This is a genomic window from Porticoccus sp. (assembly GCA_023261185.1).
Taxonomy (GTDB): domain Bacteria; phylum Pseudomonadota; class Gammaproteobacteria; order Pseudomonadales; family Porticoccaceae; genus Porticoccus; species Porticoccus litoralis.
This window is the reverse complement of sequence record JALRJN010000049.1, coordinates 1-23640: the sequence shown is the minus strand read 5'-3', so window position 1 is coordinate 23640 and position 23640 is coordinate 1. Positions and strand designations below refer to the sequence as shown.

At 54.2% G+C, this 23640-nt stretch carries 25 protein-coding genes and 1 pseudogene; 12 read left to right on the top strand and 14 right to left on the bottom strand.

Annotated elements, in window-relative coordinates:
• Positions 1 to 264: 264 nt before the first annotated feature.
• Both ACYZYZ_RS04595 and ACYZYZ_RS04590 read left to right on the top strand, forming a co-directional pair.
• A complete protein-coding gene (locus tag ACYZYZ_RS04595; RefSeq protein ID WP_461483426.1) occupies positions 265 to 2118 on the top strand; it encodes an AAA family ATPase in 1854 nt (617 codons plus the stop codon).
• An 81-nt stretch (positions 2119 to 2199) separates the two neighbouring features.
• The gene (locus ACYZYZ_RS04590; protein ID WP_461483420.1) at positions 2200 to 2484 is read left to right on the top strand and encodes a hypothetical protein; all 285 of its coding nucleotides are present in this window, start codon (positions 2200 to 2202) and stop codon (positions 2482 to 2484) included.
• 76 nt (positions 2485 to 2560) lie between these two features.
• On the opposite strand, the gene ACYZYZ_RS04585 is transcribed toward ACYZYZ_RS04590, so the two are convergent.
• Positions 2561 to 3142, bottom strand: a complete 582-nt coding sequence (locus ACYZYZ_RS04585; RefSeq protein ID WP_461483419.1) for a DUF2238 domain-containing protein — start codon at positions 3140 to 3142, stop codon at positions 2561 to 2563.
• Between the two features lie 246 nt (positions 3143 to 3388).
• On the opposite strand from ACYZYZ_RS04585, the gene ACYZYZ_RS04580 reads away from it, so the two are divergent.
• The 3 genes from ACYZYZ_RS04580 to ACYZYZ_RS04570 are packed head-to-tail and all read left to right on the top strand — an operon-like array spanning position 3389 to position 4477.
• The gene (locus ACYZYZ_RS04580) at positions 3389 to 3904 is read left to right on the top strand and encodes a redoxin family protein (RefSeq protein WP_461483418.1); all 516 of its coding nucleotides are present in this window, start codon (positions 3389 to 3391) and stop codon (positions 3902 to 3904) included.
• Positions 3905 to 3940: 36 nt separating this feature from the next.
• Positions 3941 to 4237: a zinc-ribbon domain containing protein gene (locus tag ACYZYZ_RS04575; RefSeq protein ID WP_461483417.1), complete on the top strand. Its 297-nt coding sequence runs from the start codon at positions 3941 to 3943 to the stop codon at positions 4235 to 4237.
• Between the two features lie 30 nt (positions 4238 to 4267).
• On the top strand, positions 4268 to 4477 hold the full coding sequence (locus ACYZYZ_RS04570; protein WP_305170195.1) for a DUF3565 domain-containing protein: 210 nt from the start codon (positions 4268 to 4270) through the stop codon (positions 4475 to 4477).
• Between the two features lie 59 nt (positions 4478 to 4536).
• Here the strand turns inward: ACYZYZ_RS04570 and ACYZYZ_RS04565 are convergent, their stop codons facing one another.
• From ACYZYZ_RS04565 to hemL, 6 genes are all read right to left on the bottom strand, one after another.
• Positions 4537 to 4926: a helix-turn-helix transcriptional regulator gene (locus ACYZYZ_RS04565; protein ID WP_461483416.1), complete on the bottom strand. Its 390-nt coding sequence runs from the start codon at positions 4924 to 4926 to the stop codon at positions 4537 to 4539.
• Positions 4927 to 5085, bottom strand: a complete 159-nt coding sequence (locus ACYZYZ_RS04560; protein WP_461483415.1) for a hypothetical protein — start codon at positions 5083 to 5085, stop codon at positions 4927 to 4929.
• 9 nt (positions 5086 to 5094) lie between these two features.
• Positions 5095 to 5829, bottom strand: coding sequence for a cytochrome b/b6 domain-containing protein (locus tag ACYZYZ_RS04555; protein ID WP_461483414.1), 735 nt, complete (start codon positions 5827 to 5829; stop codon positions 5095 to 5097).
• 271 nt (positions 5830 to 6100) lie between these two features.
• The gene (locus ACYZYZ_RS04550; RefSeq protein WP_461483413.1) at positions 6101 to 8488 is read right to left on the bottom strand and encodes a penicillin acylase family protein; all 2388 of its coding nucleotides are present in this window, start codon (positions 8486 to 8488) and stop codon (positions 6101 to 6103) included.
• A gap of 146 nt (positions 8489 to 8634) precedes the next feature.
• Positions 8635 to 9432 (bottom strand): transglutaminase-like domain-containing protein, encoded by a 798-nt coding sequence (locus tag ACYZYZ_RS04545; protein WP_461483412.1) that lies wholly within the window; start codon positions 9430 to 9432, stop codon positions 8635 to 8637.
• A gap of 151 nt (positions 9433 to 9583) precedes the next feature.
• On the bottom strand, positions 9584 to 10864 hold the full coding sequence (gene hemL, locus ACYZYZ_RS04540; protein ID WP_461483411.1) for a glutamate-1-semialdehyde 2,1-aminomutase: 1281 nt from the start codon (positions 10862 to 10864) through the stop codon (positions 9584 to 9586).
• An 80-nt stretch (positions 10865 to 10944) separates the two neighbouring features.
• Here hemL and ACYZYZ_RS04535 point away from each other — a divergent pair, with 80 nt between their 5' ends.
• Complete coding sequence (locus ACYZYZ_RS04535; protein WP_461483410.1) at positions 10945 to 11571, top strand: DUF924 family protein; 627 nt, start codon at positions 10945 to 10947, stop codon at positions 11569 to 11571.
• A 14-nt stretch (positions 11572 to 11585) separates the two neighbouring features.
• On the opposite strand, the gene ACYZYZ_RS04530 is transcribed toward ACYZYZ_RS04535, so the two are convergent.
• The 4 genes from ACYZYZ_RS04530 to ACYZYZ_RS04515 all read right to left on the bottom strand — a co-directional run bounded on the left by ACYZYZ_RS04530 (position 11586) and on the right by ACYZYZ_RS04515 (position 15976).
• The gene (locus tag ACYZYZ_RS04530; protein WP_461483409.1) at positions 11586 to 12344 is read right to left on the bottom strand and encodes a slipin family protein; all 759 of its coding nucleotides are present in this window, start codon (positions 12342 to 12344) and stop codon (positions 11586 to 11588) included.
• Complete coding sequence (locus ACYZYZ_RS04525; protein ID WP_461483408.1) at positions 12341 to 13696, bottom strand: NfeD family protein; 1356 nt, start codon at positions 13694 to 13696, stop codon at positions 12341 to 12343. The genes ACYZYZ_RS04530 and ACYZYZ_RS04525 overlap by 4 nt, the downstream gene beginning before the upstream one ends.
• 71 nt (positions 13697 to 13767) lie before the next feature.
• Entirely contained in the window at positions 13768 to 14223 is a 456-nt protein-coding gene (gene hemJ, locus ACYZYZ_RS04520) for a protoporphyrinogen oxidase HemJ (protein ID WP_305170186.1), read from the bottom strand.
• A gap of 10 nt (positions 14224 to 14233) precedes the next feature.
• Complete coding sequence (locus tag ACYZYZ_RS04515) at positions 14234 to 15976, bottom strand: chloride channel protein (RefSeq protein ID WP_461483407.1); 1743 nt, start codon at positions 15974 to 15976, stop codon at positions 14234 to 14236.
• 100 nt (positions 15977 to 16076) lie between these two features.
• Here ACYZYZ_RS04515 and argC point away from each other — a divergent pair, with 100 nt between their 5' ends.
• From argC to ACYZYZ_RS04490, 5 genes are all read left to right on the top strand, one after another.
• On the top strand, positions 16077 to 17108 hold the full coding sequence (gene argC, locus ACYZYZ_RS04510; RefSeq protein ID WP_305170184.1) for an N-acetyl-gamma-glutamyl-phosphate reductase: 1032 nt from the start codon (positions 16077 to 16079) through the stop codon (positions 17106 to 17108).
• Entirely contained in the window at positions 17108 to 17827 is a 720-nt protein-coding gene (locus tag ACYZYZ_RS04505; protein ID WP_461483406.1) for a DUF6776 family protein, read from the top strand. Before argC ends, ACYZYZ_RS04505 begins: the two co-directional genes overlap by 1 nt.
• Positions 17828 to 17837: 10 nt before the next feature.
• Positions 17838 to 18272: a bactofilin family protein gene (locus tag ACYZYZ_RS04500; protein ID WP_461483405.1), complete on the top strand. Its 435-nt coding sequence runs from the start codon at positions 17838 to 17840 to the stop codon at positions 18270 to 18272.
• A gap of 69 nt (positions 18273 to 18341) precedes the next feature.
• Positions 18342 to 18695 carry an iron-sulfur cluster insertion protein ErpA gene (gene erpA / locus ACYZYZ_RS04495; protein ID WP_305170179.1) on the top strand — a complete coding sequence of 118 codons (354 nt, stop codon included), beginning with the start codon at positions 18342 to 18344 and terminating at the stop codon, positions 18693 to 18695.
• Positions 18696 to 18698: 3 nt separating this feature from the next.
• On the top strand, positions 18699 to 19175 hold the full coding sequence (locus ACYZYZ_RS04490) for a DsrE family protein (protein ID WP_461483404.1): 477 nt from the start codon (positions 18699 to 18701) through the stop codon (positions 19173 to 19175).
• Between the two features lie 24 nt (positions 19176 to 19199).
• On the opposite strand, the gene ACYZYZ_RS04485 is transcribed toward ACYZYZ_RS04490, so the two are convergent.
• Together ACYZYZ_RS04485 and ACYZYZ_RS04480 are read right to left on the bottom strand one after the other, a co-directional pair.
• Complete coding sequence (locus tag ACYZYZ_RS04485; protein WP_461483403.1) at positions 19200 to 20324, bottom strand: anhydro-N-acetylmuramic acid kinase; 1125 nt, start codon at positions 20322 to 20324, stop codon at positions 19200 to 19202.
• A 5-nt stretch (positions 20325 to 20329) separates the two neighbouring features.
• The gene (locus ACYZYZ_RS04480) at positions 20330 to 21778 is read right to left on the bottom strand and encodes a peptidoglycan DD-metalloendopeptidase family protein (RefSeq protein WP_461483402.1); all 1449 of its coding nucleotides are present in this window, start codon (positions 21776 to 21778) and stop codon (positions 20330 to 20332) included.
• A gap of 189 nt (positions 21779 to 21967) precedes the next feature.
• Here ACYZYZ_RS04480 and tyrS point away from each other — a divergent pair, with 189 nt between their 5' ends.
• Positions 21968 to 23275, top strand: coding sequence for a tyrosine--tRNA ligase (gene tyrS / locus ACYZYZ_RS04475; RefSeq protein ID WP_305170175.1), 1308 nt, complete (start codon positions 21968 to 21970; stop codon positions 23273 to 23275).
• Here the strand turns inward: tyrS and ACYZYZ_RS04470 are convergent.
• Positions 23226 to 23640, bottom strand: a pseudogene (locus ACYZYZ_RS04470) (hypothetical protein); the annotation flags it as partial. The gene tyrS and the pseudogene ACYZYZ_RS04470 overlap by 50 nt on opposite strands.

The window sequence follows — 23640 nt, the reverse complement described above, 5'->3', positions numbered from 1 at the left end:
AAATCAGCCGCTATAAAACAGAAAAGGTAATAGCAATCCATTGATTTGTATAACGGCTGCAATATGATAGGCGAGCAAGGGAATAAATGTGCAATCTAAAGGGATCGCACCCTATTTCAGAGTTTCATCTATTTGGCCCTCTTCGGGTAAGCCAACTACCGACGCGAGGGTAGGAAAAAGACTGTGATCGTAGTAGAACAAATTGAGATAAAAAATTTTCGATGATTCGGGAATAGGGTTGGTGAAACAAGTAAAGTCGACAAGATTAGTTCCCTGAACATTTTGTCAGGCTCAAATGATTCTGGAAAATCTAATATCCTGCGAGGTATGAATCTTTTTTTTAACGGCCATACTGATCTCGACGAATTCTTTTCTTTTGAGCAGGATTTTTTCAAGAAAGATGAGCCGGATGAAAAGGACATCAAGGAAGAGCTTGTAACGATAAAAATTTGGTTTTTAAACTCGAAAAATAAAAACAAAAATAGAAGCCAAGGAGGCAAAGTATTTCTTCCAGAGCGCTTTTGGGTTAGTAAGAAGTGGAAGAAAACTTCTGTTTATAGTCAGTTCGATCCTAGATCAAATATCGAGGTAAGCTTCAAGCTGGAGAAGAAGCCCGGAGATTACGCTGGCTTTTTGGATAGCTCCGGAAAGCTCAAATCAACGATTAAGGCTAGTCTCCAGAAACAGCTCACTGAATACCTTTCTCAGATACAGTTTCATTACGTCCCAGCCATCAAAGACAAGTGGTACTTTTCACATTTATTTGGCGAACTTCAACAAACACTATGGAAAGCTAAAACCTCAGTAATAGACGAAAAAAAGAATGACTTTCAGCACGAAATCCAAAAAGAGACCTCCGTTCTCATGGAGGAGTTTAAGCAAACGCTCTCGCAGAAAAAAATGGATTACGAGCCCGTATTTCAATTACCGGAGAACTTGGTTGACCTCTTCAGAACTTTGCAGGTGCAAACCGGCGCCGTTGAATTGTCGCAAAGAGGTGATGGGGTTCAAGCGAAGTTGATTCCAGAAATTCTCAATTACATATCTATTAAAGAGCGTTCTTTCACCAGCAGAACGGTAAGAAGCGATGTTCAGTCGAAAAAATACTTTATGTGGGGGTTTGAAGAGCCAGAAAATTCCTACGAGTATCGCAATGCCCAGCTTTTGGCTGAAAGATTTCGCACAAAATTTGTTGAAAATGCTCAAATATTTATTACAACACACTCGTTCAATTTTATATCGATTGAGGGCGATAACGTTTCAAAATATAGGGTTTGGCGAGACGAGGATATTTCAGCATCAAGAATCGCTCGTATCAAGGTGGATAAAAGCGGGGCGTTAACGACGGATGATACGAAGCTTAATGACTCTTACCGTCTGAATGAGGAGCTGGGCGTTTTTCATCTTAACTCTGAGCTTGAGCGAATTTTCGTTGAAACCGAGAAAATCAAAGCGCTACTTCATAAGAAAGTAAGTGAGCTTGAGACGAATGAGCGGATACTTTTCGTTGAGGACAAGTATGATCAGATATACAAAATCGCTTGGTTGAAGTTGAACGGGGTGAGTTTTTCGAAGGAAACAGTCGAGCAATCCTTTCTTGACTCAGCAGATTTCAAGATCAAGGGCTTGGAAAGTGCAGGTTCGGTTGCTGGATTAATGCGAAGTAAGAATGCAAGTATCTTCGAGTCGAACAGGATGGTCGGCCTTTTTGATTTTGATAAAGAGGGAAGCGAAAATTTCCATCATTTGAAAAGGGAAAAGTATTGGAACGATGATGCTCTTGGGGACAAAGTTACAGGATTTTACCGAAAGAGAAATGATCATCCTTGCTGGTACGCAATGTTATTGCCAATTCCGGAGCGATTAGACAAGTTGGCGGATTTGGATCATGACAATTTTGCAAACTATGTAGAGATCGAAAACCTTTTGTCAGAGCAAGTCTTGAAAAAAGGCAACTTCGTACAAACGAAGTCTATCGTAGGGACTGAATATTTAAAGGTCAAAGAGTCATGTAAAAGCGATCTATGGGAGGCATTGGTGGACCTAAATGTGGAGGAGTTTGAGGATTTTCGAATGCTGTTTGATACGTTTCGTCAACTCACAGCAATGGGTGCTTAAAAAATAAGTGGGGTCAGATAACACTTCCAATATTTGTGCCCAGTGTTAACGTGCTGAAGCCGCTACTACACGGGAGCCTCGGTGTTAAATTACTTAAAAATATTTGGCTGGCTACTGCTAACTTTTGGCGTGGTGGGTTTTCTGGTGATTGCTTTGGGTTTTGCTCCCGAGATCGGTTCCCGTCCTGCGGCACTGGGGCTGATGGGGGGGCAGGCGGCCGTCGGCGCATTGATTCTCTATGGCTTTAAGCTCAATGGCATCGGCAGGCTCGACAGAAAGTACCTGCTATACGGTGGCTGGGCGCTGATCGTATTGCTCGTTATTCTTGGTCAGGTTTGGGTCAATATCAGCGATATCAATCTTTAACAAGGCCGAGCTTCTCTAGGCCACCTGGAGGCAGGGCTATGTCTCCCCGCGCGGTATCCGAATCACTGCAAAGGCTTCATTGGGATGGGATGTTAGCTTCTTCTCCCTTGAAAAAAGGAATGGCCAGGCAGGCCCCCAGAAAATTTGCCACCAGATCAATCGCGGTATTCTCATATCCGCCCACATTGGTATTGGGCACCAGCACCGTTGCGGAAAACTCCACAATTTCATTCAGGCCGCCCACGCCGCTCGCGGCCAGTACCGTCAGTGCTGCGAGTAGCCATTGCGGTGCGTCGAGCCTGACGGTTGAAACCACTCGCCACAGCAGCAGCGCGATAATGACGTAGCAGTAGGTGTGCACAATTTGATCGTATTTCAGGATGGAGTAGGGTTCGCCGACGATATCGATCAATACGAGCGAATACAGCACACTACCGTTCACCGGCCACAGCCCACCGAGAATATGTAGCACCAGCCAGAGGTTGAAACCCCACAGCACCGCAGGGCTGAAGGTGAATTTTCTGTCCCCCAGGTAGATCAGCGTCACCAGCACAAGTGTGACGAGGGTGTAGATAACGAATTCGTAGTTCTGGGCCACCAGGCTCCAGGCTCCCAGCGTGGCTGCCAGTGTGTAGGCGAAGAGAAACGGTTTGCGCATGTGGTGCTCCAGTTCCGTGTCAGGCGAGTGTAACCTGCATCCGCTGGTCGGGTCAGGGTGGGTTGCACAGGCCGGGACGAAAGCTGGCTATTCTGCTAGGGTAGCTGGTCAGAATTAAGGTGCACGGTTTTGTGTGCGAATAGACAAAGAAGGCTGTGCCGGGTTGGCATCGGGGTTTTGCCCCTACAATTGTCCCGCTGTCCCCTTTAAAATCACGCACGCCAGTTTAAGAAAACGAGAATAAAGATGAGCAATAAAGTCCCAGAGATGATTTTCAGAAACCGCGTTCGCGGTGAAGGCGTTGGAGGCAGAAACCCGTGGCGTTGGGTGGATATTCCATCGGATGAAGTTTTCTCGGGTAAAAATATCGTGGTGTTTGCCCTGTCGGCAGCCATTACGCCGAGGGCCTCCAATGCGCATTTGCCCGACTACGATGCCAAGTATGACGAGCTGAAATCTCTCGGTGTGGATGAGGTGTACTGCATGAGTGTGACCGCACCTTTTACCATGTCGCAGTGGGCCAAAAATATCGGCATTGAAAACGTAAAAATGCTGCCTGATACACAGGGCGATTTTACCCGTGGCATTGGCATGCTGATTACCAAGGGCGGTCGTGAAATGACCTGGCGTTATTCGGCCCATATTGTCGATGGCGAAATCAAAAAGCTATTTGCCGAGCCAGGCATGATGAACGATTGCCCGGATGACCCCTTTGAGTGCAGCGATGTGGACACCATGATTGCTTACCTGAAGGAATCCTGAGGCCTAGGGGCGGTAACGTTCACTGTCAGGTGATGGATGGGCAAACAGGTCAGATCAAAAAATAAAAAACAGGATCGACTGCCCGTCGATGCCAGCAAGCTGGTGATGGGTAACACCTATTCAAGTGCACCGGATTTCTATTACGACATCGAGTTTGACTGCGAGGACTGCGGCATACATCAGACCTGGACCGCCACTCAGCAAAAATGGTGGTATGAAGAGGCGGGGGGCTATTTCTTCAGTACCGCCGTTCGTTGTAGAGAATGCCGGGAGCTGGCGGGGCAAAAAAAGCGCCAGGCGAGAATCACGGCTGGCCATGAACAAGACAGTTAACCTCTAGCCAGCCAGTCGGGGTTTGGCGCAATGAAACAACCTATCTGTGGTTACCATAAAGACGAATGTGACGATTGGGTGGCGGAGCTGGTCTGTGGCCACTTTCAGCATGTGCGCCACGACCCGCCATGGACCAACCGCCCCTGGGTTGAGTCACAGGCTGGTCGAGATGGCATGTTGGGGTTCGAGCTGGATTGCAAAAAATGTGATCGTGGTGAGCCGGTGGATGTGGCCACGTAAAAACGTTTAAGCAATAGGAGTCCGTGCCGGGTTTACTGGTTGCCGAGGGATAATTGGAATCAGTTGGATGAAGGTTGTTCCCGGTCTTTGTTGGCGTCCATGCTCGTGGCGGGCAGCAGGTCTTCGAGAAAGAACGCGGCGAGTTCCGAGCCCCCGGACAGGCCGGCTTTGGCGTAAATTGACATGGATTGCACCCGCGCGGTTTTCTCCGCGGTATCCCTTATTTCGGCGATTTCCTTGAGGCTCATGCCTTTGAGTAGCAGGAAGGCCACTTCTCGCTCCGCCGGGGTCAGGTGCCAGGCAGACAATTGCTGGTCGATGGCTTCAGACAATCCATCCAGATAGGTTTTCGAGCGATCGCGCCACTCTTCCGATTCCTGTTTGAGGCTGGCGGAAATTTGCCGCTCCCGGTTAAGGTGCTTTTTCAGCCGGAACATATCCTTCAGCACTTAAAAGACCCCGCACAGACCCAGCAGCCCCGCCGTTGCCTCTGCGAGGAGGTGCCAGAGGGCAACCCCCTCGCCGGAGTCTGTGACCAGGTCAAAGGCGATGATGGCCGTGATCAGCAGCAGGGTGATGAGCAGTATGGCGCGGTCTCGGGAGGTCATGATGCTTTTCTAGTCGTCGTCATGGTCGTGATCATCGTGGGATTCATGCTCGTCTTCATCCTCCACTTCCCCCAGATGCAGTTGAGAACCGAGCAGATTTAGCTCCCGGGTATCGGTGTTGAAGTTTTGCAGCAGGTAACCGGCAAATGCGATGGTCAGGACCAGAAAAAATACCCCACTGATGCGGCGGGCTTTAACCGGTGCGCTATCGGCGGGCACATGCTGTTTTTCGCCGTTCACCATGCTTTTCCAGATGTGATCACGGTGTTTCGAAGTATGGAGGACTATACCGGCGAGGTGAAGCAGAACTATCACCAGAAAGCCGTTGGCGAGCAGTTCGTGAACTTCTTCCAGGTCTTCGCCTGCCAGTCCTGAGGCCATCAGGTAGCCGGTGATGCCCAGGCCCACCGCGCAGGCCATCATGGTGACGGCGGCCCAGCTCGAGGCCGGATTGTGACCGCTCCAGAGTTTGTGATCGCCGGATAGCAGGCCTTTGAAATAACCGGCTAGTTGCCGGGGGTGCAGGGGAAAATCTGAAAAACGGGCGTGGGTGGTGCCGATGACACCCCACACCAGTCGCCAGGCCACCAGGAAGCAGAGGGTTAGCCCCGCGATCATGTGGTAGGAAAACACCAGGGACTCGTCGTCAACGGTATTACCAATGGTAAAGGCCACTACAAAGAGCGTGGCAAAAAGCCAGTGAAAAACCCTGGTGGGCAGATCGTAGACACGTTTAGCTTTCATCGCGGATTCCTCTGTGTGCCGGTTATACCGGAGAGATCAAAAGTGATGTCTGCAGATTAGAGGGGTGGCTATTTGGAAGCATTGTGCAAATGACCTAAAGGGGCCAAAAGAGCGAGAAATGGCGGTATAGGACATAGGCCCTATGTCCTAGGAGGCCTGTAACTGGTTGATAATGTATGAATACTTAAGCTGTATGCTGCGTGGGTGGGTGCAGGGAGAAATGCCCCGAAGGCATCCCTCCGGGGCTATTATTGCCTCCATATTTGCTTCGTTACTCGGGTGATAACGTCAAACGCCATTTCTCCGGCCCCGGTAAAAATGGGGAGGCATTACCCTCTACCCAGTCCCAGTGGCCCAGTGCGTAATAGCTGGAGAGCGGATGGCCGCTCTGCCCGGCGGCCATATGGAAAATGCCGTTTTCCTCGTGGCCCGGCGCCACCACCATGCGTTCGGAAGCACCCATTTTCGGTTTTTGCACTCGCGGCATATAGGTATCGCCGTCCATGGGTTGGCCGGGCATGTTGAGCAGTTCGCCCAGTAGGGGAATGGCACTGCTCAACGGGTGACGGATGGTCAGGATGTTGGCCTCGCCCCAGGTTTGTTCCCTCAACGATTTGCCGTTTTCGGTGAGGTCGCTAAGGGTTCTGTTGGCCTGTGCCACGAGAAATTCCTGCCAGTTGCGATAGCCCTCGGGAATGTGTGCAGCGGGTTGTTCGGTAATCAGTGCCCAGGTGGGGTATTCCAGGTAGACACTGGCGCGCACCGGATCAAAGAAGTCGGTGTCCTCATCCAGCTTCTGGATTACCCGCCCGGTGCTGGCACCGATCACGTTTTCACGAAACCGTTTCACAATCAGGTAGCCCGCGGAGGTTTTGGAGGCGCGGCCCTGCCAGTTCTCCAATAGTTCGGTCAGGGTGGCGGCATTTTCTATATCGGAATTTTCCTTGGCGAGGTTTAGTAGCAGTTGCTGCCAGCGATTCAGGAACAGGGCGCGGTCGTCCAGTGCGATGGCCAGCATATCCTGTTCGCTGAAGTGGGTTTTGTCGTTGAGGTCCTTGGCGATCTGCTGCTGGCGGGCACCCAGGGCATAACTGCCGTGGCCGATCTTGTCGAGCATGCTGCCGGAGACCACCCGGGCATTGGCAGTCCAGATTCGGCTGCCCGCGGGATTGATGACCTTGGGATACTCGGCGGCGCTCAGGTAGCCATTCCAGTGCAGTTCACCTGTCGACCAGTCCTGTGGATATTTTGATGATAGCCGTTCGCTGTTGAAGCCTACCCGCTTGGGCAGACGACCGGCGATGGTCCAGCCCTGGTTGCCATCGCGGTCCACCACATTCAGGTTCTGCCCCGGAATGCCCATGTTGGCGGCGAGCTGTATGGCTTCATCGACATTGTTGGCGGCTTCGAGCTGGCGCAGATTCAGGTTGGCACCCTCAGGGTCATGGGCGATCCAGCGCAGCGCCAGTGGGCGGTGCTTGTGGTCTTCGCCGATCACCGGCCCCCAGATAGTGTGTTTGATCGCCAGGCTCTCGTCGGGCTCATCTTTCACCTTCAGGGTTTCTATCTCCGTGGTGAAAGGCTGCCAGCCGTCGGGGGTGAGGTAGGCATCGCCAGCATCATTGACCTTTAATACGATGCTGTCCTGGTAGTCGCCATAGGTGTTGGTGAAGCCCCAGGCGATATGCTCATTGGAACCCACGACCATTACCGGTACGCCGGGCAGGGTGACGCCAGTGACACGACGCTTGTCGGCGGGCAGGTGCCAGGAGGCGCGATACCAGATATTGGGCACGTTCAGCCCCAGGTGCATGTCGTTGGCGATCATGCCCGACGGATAATCGGTGAGTGAGCCGCCGACAGACCAGTTGTTGGAGCCGACGGCGACAAAATCCTGATACACCGCTGCGGTGGCCCCGGCATCTTGTGGTATCTGCAACTGCGCCAGAGGCTGTGTGGGAAGACGGTCATTAAACACATAGGCTGGCCCCTCAATGGGGGCGTCCCACTCGCCGCCCTCAGGGACCAGGAAGGCATACCAGTCGGCGGGCAGGGAATCCCGCAGCACCGCGAGCGAGCGTTCGTATTCGCTCAGCTCCGGTTGCAGGTCGATGTACATACTGAACATTGCGAGGAAAGCATCTTCCACCTGCCAGGGTTTGGGTGGCGTGCGCAACAGGGCGTATTCAAACGGAGCCTTGCGGAGTTCATCGAGTCCCTTGTTGACTCCCTCGGTATAGGTTGTCAGCAGGGTTTGGTCTGCCGGGCCAAGGGCCTGAAAGGCTCGCAGTGCACGCTTGCGAAATTGGTGAACGCGAACGGCTTTGTCGTGATTCAGAGCGAGGATGCCGAACAGCTCCGAGAGTTCGCCGGCGGCATTGCGGCGCAGCAGATCCATCTGGAAAAACCGCTCCTGGGCGTGGAGAAAGCCGAGGGCGAATGCGATGTCGTTGCGATTGCTGCCGCCGATAGTGGGAATGCCCTGAGCATCCCGGTCAATAGTGACACTGCTGTGCAGCTGTTCACTGGTAACGTTGCCTTCGAGCTTGGGCAGGCTGGCGTGGAGGACCCAGTAGCCGTAGCCGACGGCGGCAATGAACAGCAGGGCGAACAGCAGCAGTATATGCGTTAGCCAGCGGGGTAAAAATCGTAGCGACATGGAGGCAGCCCGAAGTTCTAAGTTGTGATGAATGACACAGGATAATGAAATCGGGCGGCTTTATGGAATGTTGTCCCCGGGAAAACTGCCCTTAGCGCTGGTTGGACCTCAGGCCGGGCAGATAATTCGCAGGGATTACTGGTAGGTTAAATGTCCTTTTCCTCGATGCGTTGCACCTGGATATTCTGGTAGATGGGATACACCGGTGGGCCAAACTGGTTGTTGATGGCGACATCGGCGGCATCGCGCCCGTAACCGATGACCACATAGCCGCCCCGTATATGGGATTGGGTGGGGTCGAAGGTGTACCAACGGCCACCCACATAGGCCTCAAACCAGGCGTGTAAATCCATGGGTTGCAGGTCGTGCAGATAACCTACCACCAGTCGTGCGGGAATGCTGAGGCTGCGACACAGGGCAATGCCGAGGTGTGCATGATCGCGGCAGACCCCCGACCCACGGGTATTAATTTCTATGGCGGAAACCGGCACATCGCTGGTGCCTGGCAGGTAGCTGATGTTATCGCGCACCCAGGTTTCGATGGCTTTCACCTGATCGTAGCCCATCAGATAACCGGCGGTAATGTCGGTAGCCATTTGACCAAAGCGGTCGGACTCGCAAAAGCGGCTGGGCAATAGGTAACTGAGCACTGCGTCGGGTAGGTATTCCACCTCGACAAAGGGTGCCCCCGGGGCCTCGTCTACGAAGTCGTCGGTGCGAACATCGGCCGAGGTGTAAATGGAAAAGTGCCCGGGAGGGGCAACGAGCCGCTGGCACAGGTTGCCGTAGGTGTCGGTGAATTCGAACATGGGTACGTTGGGTTCGAGCCGGTATTTCTCGCTGGCTACCCATTGCTGAAGGCCACTGCGTAGGCGCAGCATCAGAATAAACGGTGTTGGTACCGAGATTTCGAACGATAAGTCACATTTGGTGCGTAACCACATGCCGTAGATCCTATGTCAGGATGAAATTATCACTCACAGTCGGTGCGCGTTTTTGTGTGGCAATTATAGTTACGCAATACGAAAGCGTTGCAGCACCACTTTAACGCAGGCTGGCAAGAATAAGCCAGCCTGCGAAAGTAGGGCTTTTTCTTTACAGCGTATTGAAGACCCGCTCTGCGGCATCCAGGGTCAAGTTCAGGTCGTCATCGCTGTGAGCGGTTGAGAGGAACCCCGCTTCGTAGGACGCCGGTGCCAGGTACACGCCTTCATCCAGCATGCCGTGGAAGAATTTGCCGAAGCGCTCGGTATCGCAGGCCATGACCTGCTGGTAATTGGTGACGCTGCTTTCCTCGGTGAAAAATACCCCGAACATGCTGCCCACGTGGTTGGTGGTCATAGGGATGCCCGCCGCGTCGGCGCGAGCCTGCAGGCCCTCGATCAGGCAGGTGGTTTTGGCAAAGAGGTCGTCATGGAAGCCGGGCTGGGCCAGCAAATCCAGAGTGGCGAGACCGGCAGCCATGGCCACCGGGTTGCCGGACAATGTGCCCGCTTGGTACACCGGCCCGAGCGGAGCGATTTGTTCCATAATCTTGCGCTTGCCGCCGAAGGCGCCCACGGGCATGCCGCCGCCGATAACCTTGCCGAGGGTGATCAGGTCGGCATCAATCTGGTAGCGGCCCACGGCGCACTCGGGGTGCACTCTAAAGCCGGTCATTACCTCGTCGATAATTAATAGAGCACCGTGCAAATTACATTGCTGGCGCAGGGCTTCGAGGAAGCCGGGCACCGGTGGTATGCAGCTCATATTGCCGGTCACCGGCTCAAGGATGACACAGGCGACCTGTTCGCCGATTTCGGCAAATGCCTGTTGTACGCCTTCAATATCGTTGTAGGTGAGGGTGACTGTATGGTCTGCCAGGGCTGCCGGAACACCGGGGGAGCTGGGTACGCCGAGGGTAAGTGCTCCGGAACCGGCCTTCACCAGCAGCGAGTCGGAATGACCGTGGTAGCAGCCCTCGAACTTGATAATTTTATCGCGGCCAGTAAAACCCCGCGCCAGGCGGATGGCGCTCATTGTGGCTTCGGTACCGGAGTTGACCATGCGCACCATCTCGAGGCCGGGAACCCGTTCGCAGAGTTTGTCGGCGAGGTCGATTTCCAGCGCTGTGGGAGCGCCGAAGGTCATGCCCTTTTGCAGTTGGCGGGTGACAGCTTCAATCACGGCGGGGTGATTGTGACCGGCGATCATCGGGCCCCAGGAAAGCACGTAGTCGACATAGCGCTTGCCGTCGGCATCGAACAGGTGGGCGCCCTTGGCGCTCTCGAAAAATACCGGGGTGCCGCCGACGGCCTTGAAGGCGCGTACTGGAGAATTTACCCCACCGGGAATGTGCTTCTGGGCTGCTGCGAAAAGCTTTTCAGATTGTTGCATGATGAATACTGACTTTTTACCGTTGATTGATTTGCGGCTATTATCACCAATTGGCGCGGGGCGCGCCATGGAATGTGAAGATGGGAGGAGCAATGGACGGTAGTGGACTTCCGGCGTGGCAAGGCGTGCTGGATTATTGGTTCGGTGATGGGGTGGACGGTGCTCAGATCGCCGAACAGCAGGCGGCCCTGTGGTGGGGAAAGTCGGCTGAGACTGATCAAGAGATACGTGAGCGCTTTGAAACCCTGCTACAGGTGTTGGTAAATGGCGGTAATCGATACTGGTTGCAGTTTGCCGAGAGCCGCTTGGCGGCCATTGTGGTGCTGGATCAGTTCTCCCGGAATATTTACCGCGATACACCCACAGCCTTCAGCGCTGACCGGCTGGCCCTTAACTGGAGTCTGTCAGGTATAGAATCAGGGCTGGACAAACAGTTGCGACCCATTGAGCGGGTGTTTTTTTACCTGCCCCTGGAACATTCGGAAGACCCTCATATACAGGCGCGCAGCGTGTTTCTGTTTAAGCAGTTGTTGTCCCAGGTGGACGATAAACAGAAAGAGGCTTTTGCCAACTTCCTGGATTATGCCGAGCGGCATGCGGCGGTGATTGAGCAGTTTGGCCGCTTCCCCCATCGCAATAAGATTCTCGGACGTGAGTCCACAGCTGCCGAGCTGGAGTACCTGGCGCAACCCGGCAGTGGTTTCTAGGTAAGGCTCGCTGGCTAGTTATTATTGCCAACGGGCTTGTTGATCGCCTGCAGAATATCCATGGGTAGTGGGAAGACAATGGTGGAGCTTTTCTCCCCGGCGATTTCCGTGAGGGTCTGCAGGTAGCGCAATTGAATGGCTTGGGGCTGCTCCGCCAGTTTCTTTGCGGCATTTAGTAGCTGTTCCGCGGCCTCAAATTCCCCTTCGGCATGGATCACCTTGGCGCGCCGTACCCGTTCCGCTTCCGCCTGTTTGGCGATGGCGCGAATCATGCTCTCGTCCAGATCCACATGTTTGATTTCCACGTTGGCGACCTTGATCCCCCAGGCATCGGTCTGCAGGTCCAGCACTTCCTGAATATCGGCGTTGAGCTTGTCCCTGGCGGCGAGCATGGTGTCCAGTTCGTGTTGCCCCAGCACCGAACGCAGGGTGGTTTGTGACAATTGGCTGGTGGCTTCGTAAAAGTTTTCCACCTGGATAATGGCTTTCTCCGGGTCCAGTACCCGGAAGTAGACCACCGCATTCACCTTGACCGAGACGTTGTCTCTGGAGATCACATCCTGGGTGGGCACATCCATAACGATGGTGCGTAAGTCCACCCGCACCATTTGTTGAATGATGGGAACGATGATGATCAGACCGGGGCCTTTCACCTTGTAAAACCGCCCGAGCATGAAGACGACGCCGCGCTCGTATTCGCGCAGCACGCGAAACATGGCTGCCAGCAACATCAAGATAAAGAGCAGTATGGTGCCGAAGAAATATAAACTCATGGCGGTGTCTCCTTTTTCACATGTAATGTCAGGCCGGATGTTCCGGTGACCTGTACCCGGTCGCCAGGGACAAGTGGCTGATCGGCTTCCACGGACCAATTTTCACCCTGCAGGTGAACAAAGGGCTGGCCTTTATGCAGGTATTCCACTTCGGCGGACTGGCCAACGAGTGTGCCGAGGCCCGAGACAACGCGGGCGTGCCGTGCACGCCAGACCATGCCCAGCAGCAAAATCAGCAGGGCGGCCGACATGGCGGTGATCCCGAGAATAATGGGCAGGGCGATCTGAAAGGCGGGTACGTGGGTGTCCATCAGCATCACCGACCCGACCACAAAAGCGATGATGCCGCCCAGCCCCAGCACCCCGAAGCTGGGGTTGAGAGCCTCGGCAATCATCAGCCCGAGGCCCAGTAACATCAGCGCCAGGCCGGTATAGCTGATGGGTAGCACCTGAAGCGCGTACATGGCGATCAGCAGGCAGATCCCCCCGAGAATACCGGGTAGCCCGATGCCGGGTTGGGAAAACTCAAACACCAATCCATAAATGCCGATCAGCAGCAGAATATAGGCGACACTGGGATCGGTAATGACCGCCAGAAAGCGGGTGTGCCAGTCCGGCTGATGGTGATGGATGTCGCTGTTCGCAGTGGCCAGGGTGAGGGTTCCAGCGGAGGTTTGCAGGGTGTGTCCGTCAACCTGTTTCAGTAAATCGGGCAGGTTGTCGGCCACCACATCGATGACATTTTGCTCCAGCGCCTGGTTGGCGGTCAGGGTGGCGGCGCTACGCACGGCGGCAACAGCCCACTCGGCATTTCTGCCGCGCATTTCCGCAAGACTTTGGATATAGGCAGTAGCATCGTTGATGACTTTGCGTTCCATGGCGGTGGACGGCTCAGGATGCCCCTGTTCCCCTTGCTCACCGGCAGGTTTTGGCGCATTGGGCACACCGGGTGCACCAAGCTGAACTGGAGTGGCGGCACCGAGGTTGGTGCCCGGCGCCATGGCGGCGATGTGGCTGGCATAGAGGATATAGGTGCCAGCGCTGGCGGCCCTGGCGCCGCTGGGCGCCACATAGCTTACGACGGGAACCGGTGACGCGAGTATGGCCTGAATAATCTGGCGCATGGATTTATCCAGTCCGCCGGGGGTGTCCATACGTATGACCAGCAATTGTGCGCCGCTGTCATTGGCAGATGCTATGCCGCGTTCCAGGTAGTCAGCCACGGCCGGGCCAACAGCACCTTTGATATCCAGCACCCACACGGCATTGGTGGCCCCCGGCTGAGCCGAGGCACACAGGCTGAGGGTGCTACAGAAAATCAGCAGGGCTAGGTAGCTGCGGAGTTTTTGCATAGGGCATGGTCTTTAAAAACAAAGTCATGCCTTTGAGTATAGTCGGCAAAAGGCGGTCTACCCGCCGGCGGTCAGAAAGGCCTGACCACTACCATAATCACAATGCCCACCAGCATCAGCACTGGCACTTCATTGAACCAGCGGTAAAACACATGACTGCGGGTGTTTTTATCGTCGCGAAACTGCTTCATCAGGTACAAACAGGCGTGGTGGTAGATCACAAGCAGAATGACCAGGGCGATTTTTACGTGAAACCAGGCGGCGTGCAGGAAGTAGTCCGGGTAGATGCTGAACAGTGCAATGCCCAGCAGGATGGTGGCGACCATAGAGGGGGTGGCAATACCCCGGTAGAGTTTGCGTTCCATGATCTTAAAACGTTCGTTGCTGATGTCGTCGTCAGACATGGCGTGGTAGACAAACAGCCTTGGCAGGTAAAACAGTGCGGCAAACCAGCACACTACGGCGATGATGTGGAAGGCTGTAATCCAGCTCTGACCGCTGATTAGTAGCTCCTTGATCAAACTCATTTCTGGGGCCTTATCGGTAAAAGTTGTCGATGTCCTGATGGGTGATGATACCTGCAACTTCGCTCATCAGGGGAGCCGCGGCCTGATTGATATACACAGCCTGGCCATTATTCTGCTGCATGGTGAGGAGTGCTTCCTGCAGGGATGCACGGTGATGAACTGGAAATAGTCGCCAGCGCTCGCCGGGGATTTCCCTCAAATCGATAGCTTCGGGCTCATCGGCTTCACTCGCCAGAGCTTCCAGATAATGGGCCAGGTCAGCGGGCTTGAGAATGAATTTCGGTTCGCCGACATCCTCAATCACAATCCACTCCGGCTTGTTTTCCAGCAGGGTTTTTGCCTTTTCGGTGGGTAGGTGTCGGGAGTGGTGAACAAAATTACTACGCATCAGGCTGGTAACTCCCGAGCGACTCAGCATCTGGAACAGGGGGGATTCGTAGCCCTGCAAATCACGGTCGATGGAGAAGATGCCCGGCAGCCTGCTGAGCATGCGACAGGTGACCGTGGCGATCACGATCACCAGCATGCTGGGCAACAGGATATTCGGGTTGTAGGTTAATTCCAGCACGGCAATCAGTGCCGCCAGGGGTGCGTTCAGCACCGCGCCCATCATGGCCCCCATGCCGACCACCGCGTAAAAGCCGCTGGAGCCGGACTCGCCGGGGTGCAACATGTCGCCGAGAAGACCGAGTGCGCCACCGAGGCAGGCGCCAATGACAAAATTGGGGCCGATGATGCCCCCGGGTAATCCCAGCCCCATGGAAACCATGGAGACGATAATCTTCGCCGCCGCCACGGCCAGTAATAGCCAGAGCGCCATTTGCCCGGTAAGTGCCAGTTCGACGGTGTCGTAACCGACACCCTGAATCTGTGGCAAGGCAATAGCGACGCTGCCGCACAGCAGACCGGCAAACAGGAAGCGCAATAGCAGTGGGTAGTGATCAAAGCGGCCACTGAAACGATACAGCAGCACCATGGCCGTGGAAGCCAGGCCGATAGCGAGACCGCAAAGTAACAGGTAGGGCAGTTCCCAGAGGCTCACTAGGTCGATAAGGGGAATTGCAAAGGCCGGTTGATCGCCAAATGCGATGCGTGACAGCACGCCACCGGTGACGGCGGCCAGAATCACCGGGATAAAGCCGATGATGGTGTATTCCATCAGTACCACTTCCATGGCGAAGATCACTCCCGCCAGAGGCGTGTTGAAGGAAGCGGCGATGGCGGCAGCGACACCGCAGGCCGTAAGCGTGCGCAGGCTGTTGTTGGGTAACTGTAGTTTTTGGCCAAGCAGGCTGGAGCTGGCGGCGCCCAGGTGTACCGCGGGACCTTCACGGCCTACTGAATGGCCGCTAAGCAGCGCGATGGCCCCGCCGGCAAATTGCCACAGCATATTGGTGGCGGGTAATTGCGCCTGGTGGTGGCGCATACGATCGAGGATATGGCCAACCCCCACGGCGCGCTGTTCCGGTTTCAGGCGATGGACGATCAGGCCCAGTAGCAGAGCCCCGCCGAGGGGCAGCGAAAAGCGCAGCCATGCTGGCAAGTCTTCAAAGGATTCACTGCAATTGGGTAACAGGATAGAAAGTGGCAGCTCAAAGGAAAGGCGAAAGGCAATGGCGATTAGTCCGGTCAGCAACCCGCTGAGGCAGCCGAGAATAGCCAGTTGCGGCAGTGCGTCGGCGTGGGCGAGTCTGGCGCGGAAGTTGTCAAGCTGTCGGGTCGGCCAGTGAGTTTGTCGCTTTTCGAAGGCCATAGGGGCTTCCTGAAATACTGGGGAACAGGGACCCTTTAATGCCCTGATGATTGGGGTATTATAAGCAGCTTCCCAAACCCATGACAGGAACAGACTTATCGTGATTAAAGCAGGCATTGTTGGTGGCACAGGTTATACAGGTGTCGAGTTGCTGAGGTTGTTGGCAGTTCATCCGGATGTGGAGGTGTGTGCTATCACCTCCCGGGGTGAAGCCGGTCGCCCGGTCGCTGATTTGTTCCCCAATCTGCGCGGACATTACGATTTGTGTTTCACCGACCCGGCCTCCGGCGAGCTGGACAAGTGCGATGTGGTGTTTTTTGCCACGCCCCACGGAGTGGCGCAGAGCACAGTACCAGGGTTGCTGGCCAAGGGTATCAAGGTCATTGATCTCTCCGCGGATTTCAGAATTCGCGACGTGGCATTGTGGGAGCAGTGGTACAAGCAGCCCCACGCCTGCCCCGAGTTGGTAGATGAGGCCGTGTACGGATTACCCGAATTGAATCGCGACAAGATACGTGAAGCCCGGTTGATCGCCTGTCCGGGGTGTTATCCCACCAGTGTTCTGTTGGGCTTCTTACCCTTGTTGGAGCAGGGCATCATCGATGCCAGTGATCTGATTGCAAATTCAGCTTCCGGGGCCAGTGGAGCAGGCCGGCAGGCCAGTATTGGCACCTTGCTGACCGAGGCCGGTGAGAGCTTCAAGGCCTACGCGACTGCGGGTCACCGCCACCTGCCGGAAATCACGCAGGGGTTGCAGGATATTGCCGGAGGCAAGGTGTCTGTGACGTTTGTGCCCCACCTGTTGCCAATTGTGAGAGGCATTCATTCCACGCTCTACGCCACCCTTAGCAATAAAGATGTGGATCTGCAGTCACTCTATGAAGAGCGCTACCGTGATGAGCCGTTTGTTGATGTGATGCCCGCTGGCAGTCAGCCGGAAACACGTTCAGTAAAAGGCGGCAATACCTGTCGTATCAGTGTGTTCCGTCCCCAGGATGGCGACAAAGTGGTGGTGTTGGTGGTTGAAGACAATCTGGTGAAGGGTGCTTCGGGACAAGCCATTCAAAATATGAATATCCTGTTTGGCCTGCCGGAAAATGCAGGCCTCATGGCGCCGGCACTCCTGCCCTGATGTTCCGCAGTCGATCCCACCAGCTGGTGGTCACGTCCCACAGACCGGGACGCCGCTGGCTGGAAATACTGCTATGGGTGCTGGCGATACTGTTTTTTTTCCTTGTCGGATTTTTTTGGGGCTCAGGGTTCCTGGATAACGCGGTGCTGGAAAACCACCGCATGACCAGTGAGTTGCAACAGTTACGTGCCGAGGAAAAAGAGCTGCGCCAGCAATTCACCAATGTTCAGTTGGCCTCGAATGTGGATCGTGGCTCTTTGGAACAGGTGAGAAAACTGGTTACTTCCCTGCAACTGCAACTGGCGGCGAACGAAGAAGAGTTGCGTCTTTACCGCAACCTGATGCAGCCGGGGGGCAGCGAGAGCGGACTGCAAATTGGCGAATTGATGCTGAAGTCACTTGGGGATGGGCAGGGAGCATCCTACCGGATTGTGATCCAGCAAAAAGACAGCAAACTGGAAACTGTCAAAATTAATCTCAAGGTTGAATTGGAGGGTGCCCGCAATGGCATTAAGGAAACCCTCTCGTTAGACCAGTTGGATGAAAATGTGGAAACGTCGCCGGTTGCGGTCAAGTTTAAATATTTTCATATGCTGGAGGGGGTGCTGACCCTGCCTGTGGGCTTTGAACCCAGGGCAATCAAGGTGAGTGTCTGGAAAACCAATGCCAGCGCCAATGCCGTGGAAAGGCGTTTTGATTGGCACCTGGATGAAGCTTAGGGGGCAAACCATGCGTAAGAAAAACAACCTGACAAACTTTGCAGCGGGCAGCACCACACTGATCGCCAGTGGTACACACGTTCTGGGGGATGTGCGCTTTGCGGGCAATCTTGAAGTTGAAGGCCAGATTACTGGCAATATTATGGCCGAAGACGGTGCTGACGCCCGTGTGAGGGTTTTGCCCAAGGGTTGTGTGGTGGGCGATGTCAGTGTCCCTGTGGTGGTGATCAATGGCCGTATCGAAGGTAATATTTATTCATCCCTTCAGGTGGAACTTGCCGCCAATGCTGAGGTGGAGGGCGATCTGCACTATGCACTCATCGAGATTGAGAAGGGTGCCCAGGTAAACGGAAATTTCGTTCACCGTTCGGCGTCTGCCCAGCAGGAGTCCCTGCCGCCGGTAGAAAATGTTGCTGAAACTGGCATGCAGGACCTTGGTTCGTGATAGAATACTTGACTGGAATGCTTGGGTATTGAGTCGTATAGCACTTCCATAATGAATTCAGGAGTATCCATGTCAGGTATCGCTACATTTACACCCATGCCGCTGTATATTTCGGATGCGGCGGTGGCCAAGGTGAAAGGTCTGGTTGAGGAAGAGGGTAACCCCGATCTGAAGCTGAGAGTTTTTGTCACTGGTGGCGGGTGTTCGGGTTTTCAGTATGGCTTCAGCTTTGATGAGGTCGCAGCTGAAGATGACACCTTGGTTGAAAAAGAGGGTGTTGCCGTGCTGGTTGACCCGCTGAGTATTCAGTATCTCACTGGTTCAACGGTCGATTATGAGCAGGGCCTTCAGGGCTCCCGCTTTACTGTATCCAACCCCAACGCCGCAACGACCTGTGGTTGCGGGTCTTCCTTCTCGGTGTAACCCATGCTGGGGCGCTTTTGTTGGTTATCCCTGTTTATCACGCTTTTCTTGGCGTTTTCAGCGGTTGCCAACAGCGCCCCCTCTGCCAATGGCCTGGTTGAGGGTGAGCGTCAGGAAGTCGCTGGATATCTGGCGCGCATTGAAAAAAATAATCCTGAAGAGGTAGCGGAAGTTCTTCAGCGTGCCGAGCAGTTTTATCTTAACGAAGGTATGCGGCAGGATTTTTCTCCGGTGGTGTTTGTGTTGCATGGTCCCGAAGTCAGTATTTTCTTCAGGGAAAACTATCTCCGTTACCGCTCTATTGTCGACCTCGCGGCCAAGCTCTCGGCGCTCAAAGTGGTTGATATCAAGGTCTGTGAAACTCAGTCCCATGGTTTGGGCCTGGATTTGAAAACGCTTCTGCCATTTGTTGGCACCGTTCCAGTGGGACCGGTTGAAGAAAGCCGCCTTATCGAAGTAGAAAAGTACATTTACTTTTAACCATTCGATCTCAGCCGGGATAGCTCAGCCGGGATAGATAGCCCCCAGAATTGCGGCTGTACGCGCGCCGGTTACAGCGGGAGCATTGCCCGGCTTCCCCTCCAGCGTCTGTTGTGCCAGCCAGGCAAAGGCAATCGCTTCAACCCAGTCGACGGGCACGCCAATGCTATCCGTTGTTGCCACCTGAATTGGATTCAGCAAGGCACTTAGCTTTTCAACCAGCGCCCGATTGTGTGCGCCTCCGCCACAGAGAAACACGTCCAAAGGTTCTTCACTATGTCGGTTGATGGCAGACGCGATGGTTTGGGCGGTGAAATCCAGTAGCGTGGCCTGCACATCTGCTGGCTCGAATGGCTGATTGAGCGTCCCGAGTTGCCCGTTGAGCCAGTCGAGATTAAATAGCTCCCTGCCGGTACTCTTTGGGGGTGGGAGTGCCAGATAGGGGGTGCTCAATAATTGTTCCAGTAAGGCCGGTAGGGTTTTGCCCTGTCGGCTCCAGTTACCTTCAGCGTCGTAGGGTTGTTGTAAATGGGTTAAGGTCCAGGCGTCCATCAGGCCGTTACCGGGCCCTGTGTCGTAGCCCTGCATCGGTGTCTCATCACTTTTTTCCAGTATCGTGATATTGGCTATGCCGCCGATATTGATGATGGCACGCCTAGCACCGGGTTGGTGGAATATCGCCTGATGGAAAGCTGGTACCAATGGCGCGCCATGCCCGCCAAGAGCGATATCCCGTCTCCTGAAATCTGCAACGGTAGTGATGCCCGTGTGCCCGGCGATGGTATTGGGGTCGCCAATCTGCAGGCTGAAGGCATGGCCTTTCTCTGAGGACGGGGGCCGGTGGCGTATGGTCTGGCCGTGGCTGCCGATGGCGTGAATAGCGGTATTGGTGAGTTGCTGTTGTCTCAGCAGTTGATTCACGGTTTCAGCAAAGCGAACGCCCAGCTCGCGGTCAAGCTGCCCCAGTCGTTGTATTTCATTATCGCCCGGCTGTGCCAGGGCATGAATTTCTGATTTGAGGTCCGAGATGTCGCTGCTGTGGGTGCCGAGCAGCTGGCACCGACCATGGCTGAAATCGACCAGAGCAGCGTCTATGGAGTCTGCACTGGTCCCCGACATAAGGCCTATGTAGAGTTCGGCGTCGGGCATCTAGCTTATTGCGTGCTGGTGCGTTGCTGGTCCTTTTCGGTCAGCATGGCCAATTGTGTGGATTGTTTGTGCAGAGCTAGCTGATTGGTCAGTGAAGCCGTGGCGGTGTCAAAGTTGCTGCGCTCGGCATCATCAATGGGCAATGCCTGGGGAAGTGATACGGTGCGCGGGTTTTGATGGACGCCGTTGACCAGGAATTCGTAGTGCAAATGTGGGCCGGTGGCATAGCCGGTTGAACCCACTGTGCCGATAACCTGGCGCTGGCGCACATTTTGGCCGGTTTTGACTGAACGCTTGTTCAGGTGCAGGTATTTGGTGGTGTAGCGCTGGCCATGCTGAATAAAGACGTAGTTGCCATTGGCCTTGCTGTAACCCGAGGCGGTTACCTTGCCATCACCGGCGGAGAAGATCGGCGTTCCCCGCGGGGCAGCATAATCGACGCCGCGGTGCGCGCGTATGCTTTTGTGAATCGGGTGTTTGCGGCGCAAGTTAAAGTTTGAGCTGATGCGGGTAAAGTCCAGGGGTGCGCGCAGGAAAGCCTTGCGCATGCTCAGGCCTTCTGGTGTGAAGTAGTTGGCTTTGCCCTGACTGTCTACATAACGAACAGCCTTGAAGGTGCGCCCCTGGTTGGTGAATTCAGCGGCGAGAATATTGCCGGTGCCAATTTTTTCACCATCCAGGAATTTTTCTTCAAAGAGTATTGCGAAGTGGTCGCCCTTTCGGATATCCAGCGCAAAATCGACATCCCAGCCAAAAATGTTGGCGATTTCCATGATCAGGTTGTGGGGCAGTTGTGCGCGATCACCGGCAAGAAACAGCGAATCCTCAATGGTGGACTCCCTGTAAGCCGTTGTGATTTCCGGCTCGCGGATGATGTGTTCAGCCATATAGGTGGAGCTTTTATCATCTGCTGATTTGAAGATATAGCTTTCGAGTCGTGATTTGGTGTATTTCAGCTGGGCCAGAGTGCCGTTTTCAGCGAACCCAAAGCGCAACTCTTCGCCAGGCCTCATGTTACTAAGGGGTTTGGCGAGGGGGGATGACGACATCAGACGGTGCACATCAGCAGAGCCGAGTAATACCCGCTTGAAAATGGCAGTCAGGTTATCGCCGCTTCGGACTATTTGTTTTTTCCAGGTGAATGTCTCTTCAGGGACGGCTGGATCAGTGGCAGTCAGTTCCTCCTGTACAGCCTGTTGCTCAGTCGTTTGTACGCTTGCAACTAATGGGTTTTCTGTGGGGGTGTCATCTGAAGACTGAAAGCTGACGGCGACACTCTCAACCTGAACTGTGGTGTTGTCATCATCATTGGGCTCCATAAAAGAGGTTGCCAGTATTACGACGAAAACACAGCAGCCGAGGACTAGCAGTCCTCGCGTGACAAATCGGCTGGTCAGCAGGCGCTGCAAAGGGCTCAATTCTTGCTTCGGGGTTTTAAAACTGGCTTGGGTCATAGTGCTTTCAGGCTCATGGTCGTTTAACCATTACTGTAATTGGTGTGCTTAAGGCTCCAATATATAACAGATAATCGGCCAATCCCACTGATACTAAAGGCGTATGGGGTCGCGCACTCTTGTTTTTGCGGCGGGATAATGTAAGGTTTGCCTCCCTTTGTTTGGCGGTAGTTAATAAGAGAAGAAGGCATGTCTGGAGATTCTTTGGAGCTGATAGCTGATTTACAGGCTCGAGGGCTGATTGCACAGATGACGGGCGATGGCGCATTGGAGGAGCACTTGTCCTCTGGGGGCCGTACACTCTATTGTGGCTTTGATCCAACAGCAGACAGCCTTCATATAGGCAGCCTGGTGCCGTTGTTGGCGTTGCGTCGCTTCCAGTTGGCGGGACATAAGCCTATCGCCCTGGTGGGAGGGGCCACCGGGCTGATTGGTGATCCCAGTTTCAAAGCCCAGGAACGCAAGTTGAATACCCCTGATGTGGTCGGTAGCTGGGTGGAGCGCATCAGGTCACAGGTCTCTCAGTTTATTGATTTTGAGGCGGGTGACTGTTCCGCGGAGGTGGTGAACAACCTCGACTGGATTGGCGGCATGGGGCTGCTTAATTTTCTGCGAGATGTGGGCAAGCATTTCTCTGTTAACAATATGGTGAATAAAGAGTCGGTGAAGCAGCGCCTTGATCGAGAGGGTGCTGGTATTTCATATACCGAGTTTACTTACATGTTGCTGCAGTCCTACGACTTTGCTGAGCTCAACAAGCGATATCAGTGCACCTTGCAGCTGGGCGGTTCAGACCAGTGGGGGAATATCACTGGTGGAATAGACCTAACGAGAAGGCTTAACGGGAATCAGGTATTTGGCCTAACGCTGCCGCTGGTGACCAAGGCGGATGGCACCAAGTTTGGTAAAACGGAAACCGGGACAATCTGGCTGGATAGAGCCAAGACATCTCCCTACGCTTTTTACCAGTTCTGGATAAATACCGCGGATGCCGACGTCTATAAATTTCTGCGATATTTTACCTTCTTGCCAGTTTCCGAAATTGAGGAAATAGAGCGTGTTGATGCAGAAACGCAGGGCAGGAAGTCTGCCCAGGGTATTCTGGCCAGAGAGGTGACCAGGCTAGTGCATGGTGAATCAGGATTGACGGCGGCAGAGAGAATCACCGAGGCGTTGTTTTCAGGTGGGCTGGAGTCGTTAACAGAAAATGACTTAGAGCAGCTTAAGCAGGATGGTATGCCAGCAAGTGATCTGTCTTCTGTGGACTTGGACGGCAAGCCGCTGACCACCTTGCTGACAGAGTGCGGAATGGCCAAGGCGGGAAGAGAAGTAAAAGATGCCCTGGGGCGCTCGGCTGTACTGGTGAATGGTATTGCTAAGGATGAAAGTGACAACTTGCGGGCTGGAGAGTGCTTTAATCCCGGTAGTGCGTTGTACGGACGTTTCTTTATGGTGAAGATGGGCAAGAAGAAGCATCACCTCTTTGAACTGGTCTGATAGCTCTATCACTTATTGCTAAACGGGCATCTCCTGCGATGGTGATCTGATTGCTGTCATAAATCGCAATCAGGTTCCCCAGACCCAGGTGTCCTGCCAAGGCAGCAGATTCTGCGGACACACCTTCCTGCAGGTCTCCATCGCTACACAGGACATAGATGTTAGCTGTAATAAGAGGGAAGTCTTGATCGTTGAAGCGGGCAGCATGCATCTTGGCGGCTAGTGCCATCCCCACTCCATTGCTGAACCCTGCACCCAGTGGCCCCGTTGTGCATTCCACACCATCTGTCAATCGAAACTCTGGATGTCCAGGTGTCCGACTGTCCCACTGGCGAAACCGCTTCAGTTCCTCCATTGGCAAATCA

Bases quoted from the DNA above. Each gene is read 5' to 3' on its own strand.
- ACYZYZ_RS04585 (WP_461483419.1), bottom strand. From the start codon at position 3,142: ATGCGCAAACCGTTTCTCTTCGCCTACACACTGGCAGCCACGCTGGGA.
- ACYZYZ_RS04580 (WP_461483418.1), top strand. From the start codon at position 3,389: ATGAGCAATAAAGTCCCAGAGATGATTTTCAGAAACCGCGTTCGCGGT.
- ACYZYZ_RS04575 (WP_461483417.1), top strand. From the start codon at position 3,941: ATGGGCAAACAGGTCAGATCAAAAAATAAAAAACAGGATCGACTGCCC.
- ACYZYZ_RS04570 (WP_305170195.1), top strand. From the start codon at position 4,268: ATGAAACAACCTATCTGTGGTTACCATAAAGACGAATGTGACGATTGG.
- ACYZYZ_RS04560 (WP_461483415.1), bottom strand. From the start codon at position 5,085: ATGACCTCCCGAGACCGCGCCATACTGCTCATCACCCTGCTGCTGATC.
- ACYZYZ_RS04555 (WP_461483414.1), bottom strand. From the start codon at position 5,829: ATGAAAGCTAAACGTGTCTACGATCTGCCCACCAGGGTTTTTCACTGG.
- ACYZYZ_RS04550 (WP_461483413.1), bottom strand. From the start codon at position 8,488: ATGTCGCTACGATTTTTACCCCGCTGGCTAACGCATATACTGCTGCTG.
- ACYZYZ_RS04545 (WP_461483412.1), bottom strand. From the start codon at position 9,432: ATGTGGTTACGCACCAAATGTGACTTATCGTTCGAAATCTCGGTACCA.
- hemL (WP_461483411.1), bottom strand. From the start codon at position 10,864: ATGCAACAATCTGAAAAGCTTTTCGCAGCAGCCCAGAAGCACATTCCC.
- ACYZYZ_RS04535 (WP_461483410.1), top strand. From the start codon at position 10,945: ATGGGAGGAGCAATGGACGGTAGTGGACTTCCGGCGTGGCAAGGCGTG.
- ACYZYZ_RS04530 (WP_461483409.1), bottom strand. From the start codon at position 12,344: ATGAGTTTATATTTCTTCGGCACCATACTGCTCTTTATCTTGATGTTG.
- ACYZYZ_RS04525 (WP_461483408.1), bottom strand. From the start codon at position 13,696: ATGCAAAAACTCCGCAGCTACCTAGCCCTGCTGATTTTCTGTAGCACC.
- hemJ (WP_305170186.1), bottom strand. From the start codon at position 14,223: ATGAGTTTGATCAAGGAGCTACTAATCAGCGGTCAGAGCTGGATTACA.
- ACYZYZ_RS04515 (WP_461483407.1), bottom strand. From the start codon at position 15,976: ATGGCCTTCGAAAAGCGACAAACTCACTGGCCGACCCGACAGCTTGAC.
- ACYZYZ_RS04505 (WP_461483406.1), top strand. From the start codon at position 17,108: ATGTTCCGCAGTCGATCCCACCAGCTGGTGGTCACGTCCCACAGACCG.
- ACYZYZ_RS04500 (WP_461483405.1), top strand. From the start codon at position 17,838: ATGCGTAAGAAAAACAACCTGACAAACTTTGCAGCGGGCAGCACCACA.
- erpA (WP_305170179.1), top strand. From the start codon at position 18,342: ATGTCAGGTATCGCTACATTTACACCCATGCCGCTGTATATTTCGGAT.
- ACYZYZ_RS04490 (WP_461483404.1), top strand. From the start codon at position 18,699: ATGCTGGGGCGCTTTTGTTGGTTATCCCTGTTTATCACGCTTTTCTTG.
- ACYZYZ_RS04485 (WP_461483403.1), bottom strand. From the start codon at position 20,324: ATGCCCGACGCCGAACTCTACATAGGCCTTATGTCGGGGACCAGTGCA.
- ACYZYZ_RS04480 (WP_461483402.1), bottom strand. From the start codon at position 21,778: ATGACCCAAGCCAGTTTTAAAACCCCGAAGCAAGAATTGAGCCCTTTG.
- tyrS (WP_305170175.1), top strand. From the start codon at position 21,968: ATGTCTGGAGATTCTTTGGAGCTGATAGCTGATTTACAGGCTCGAGGG.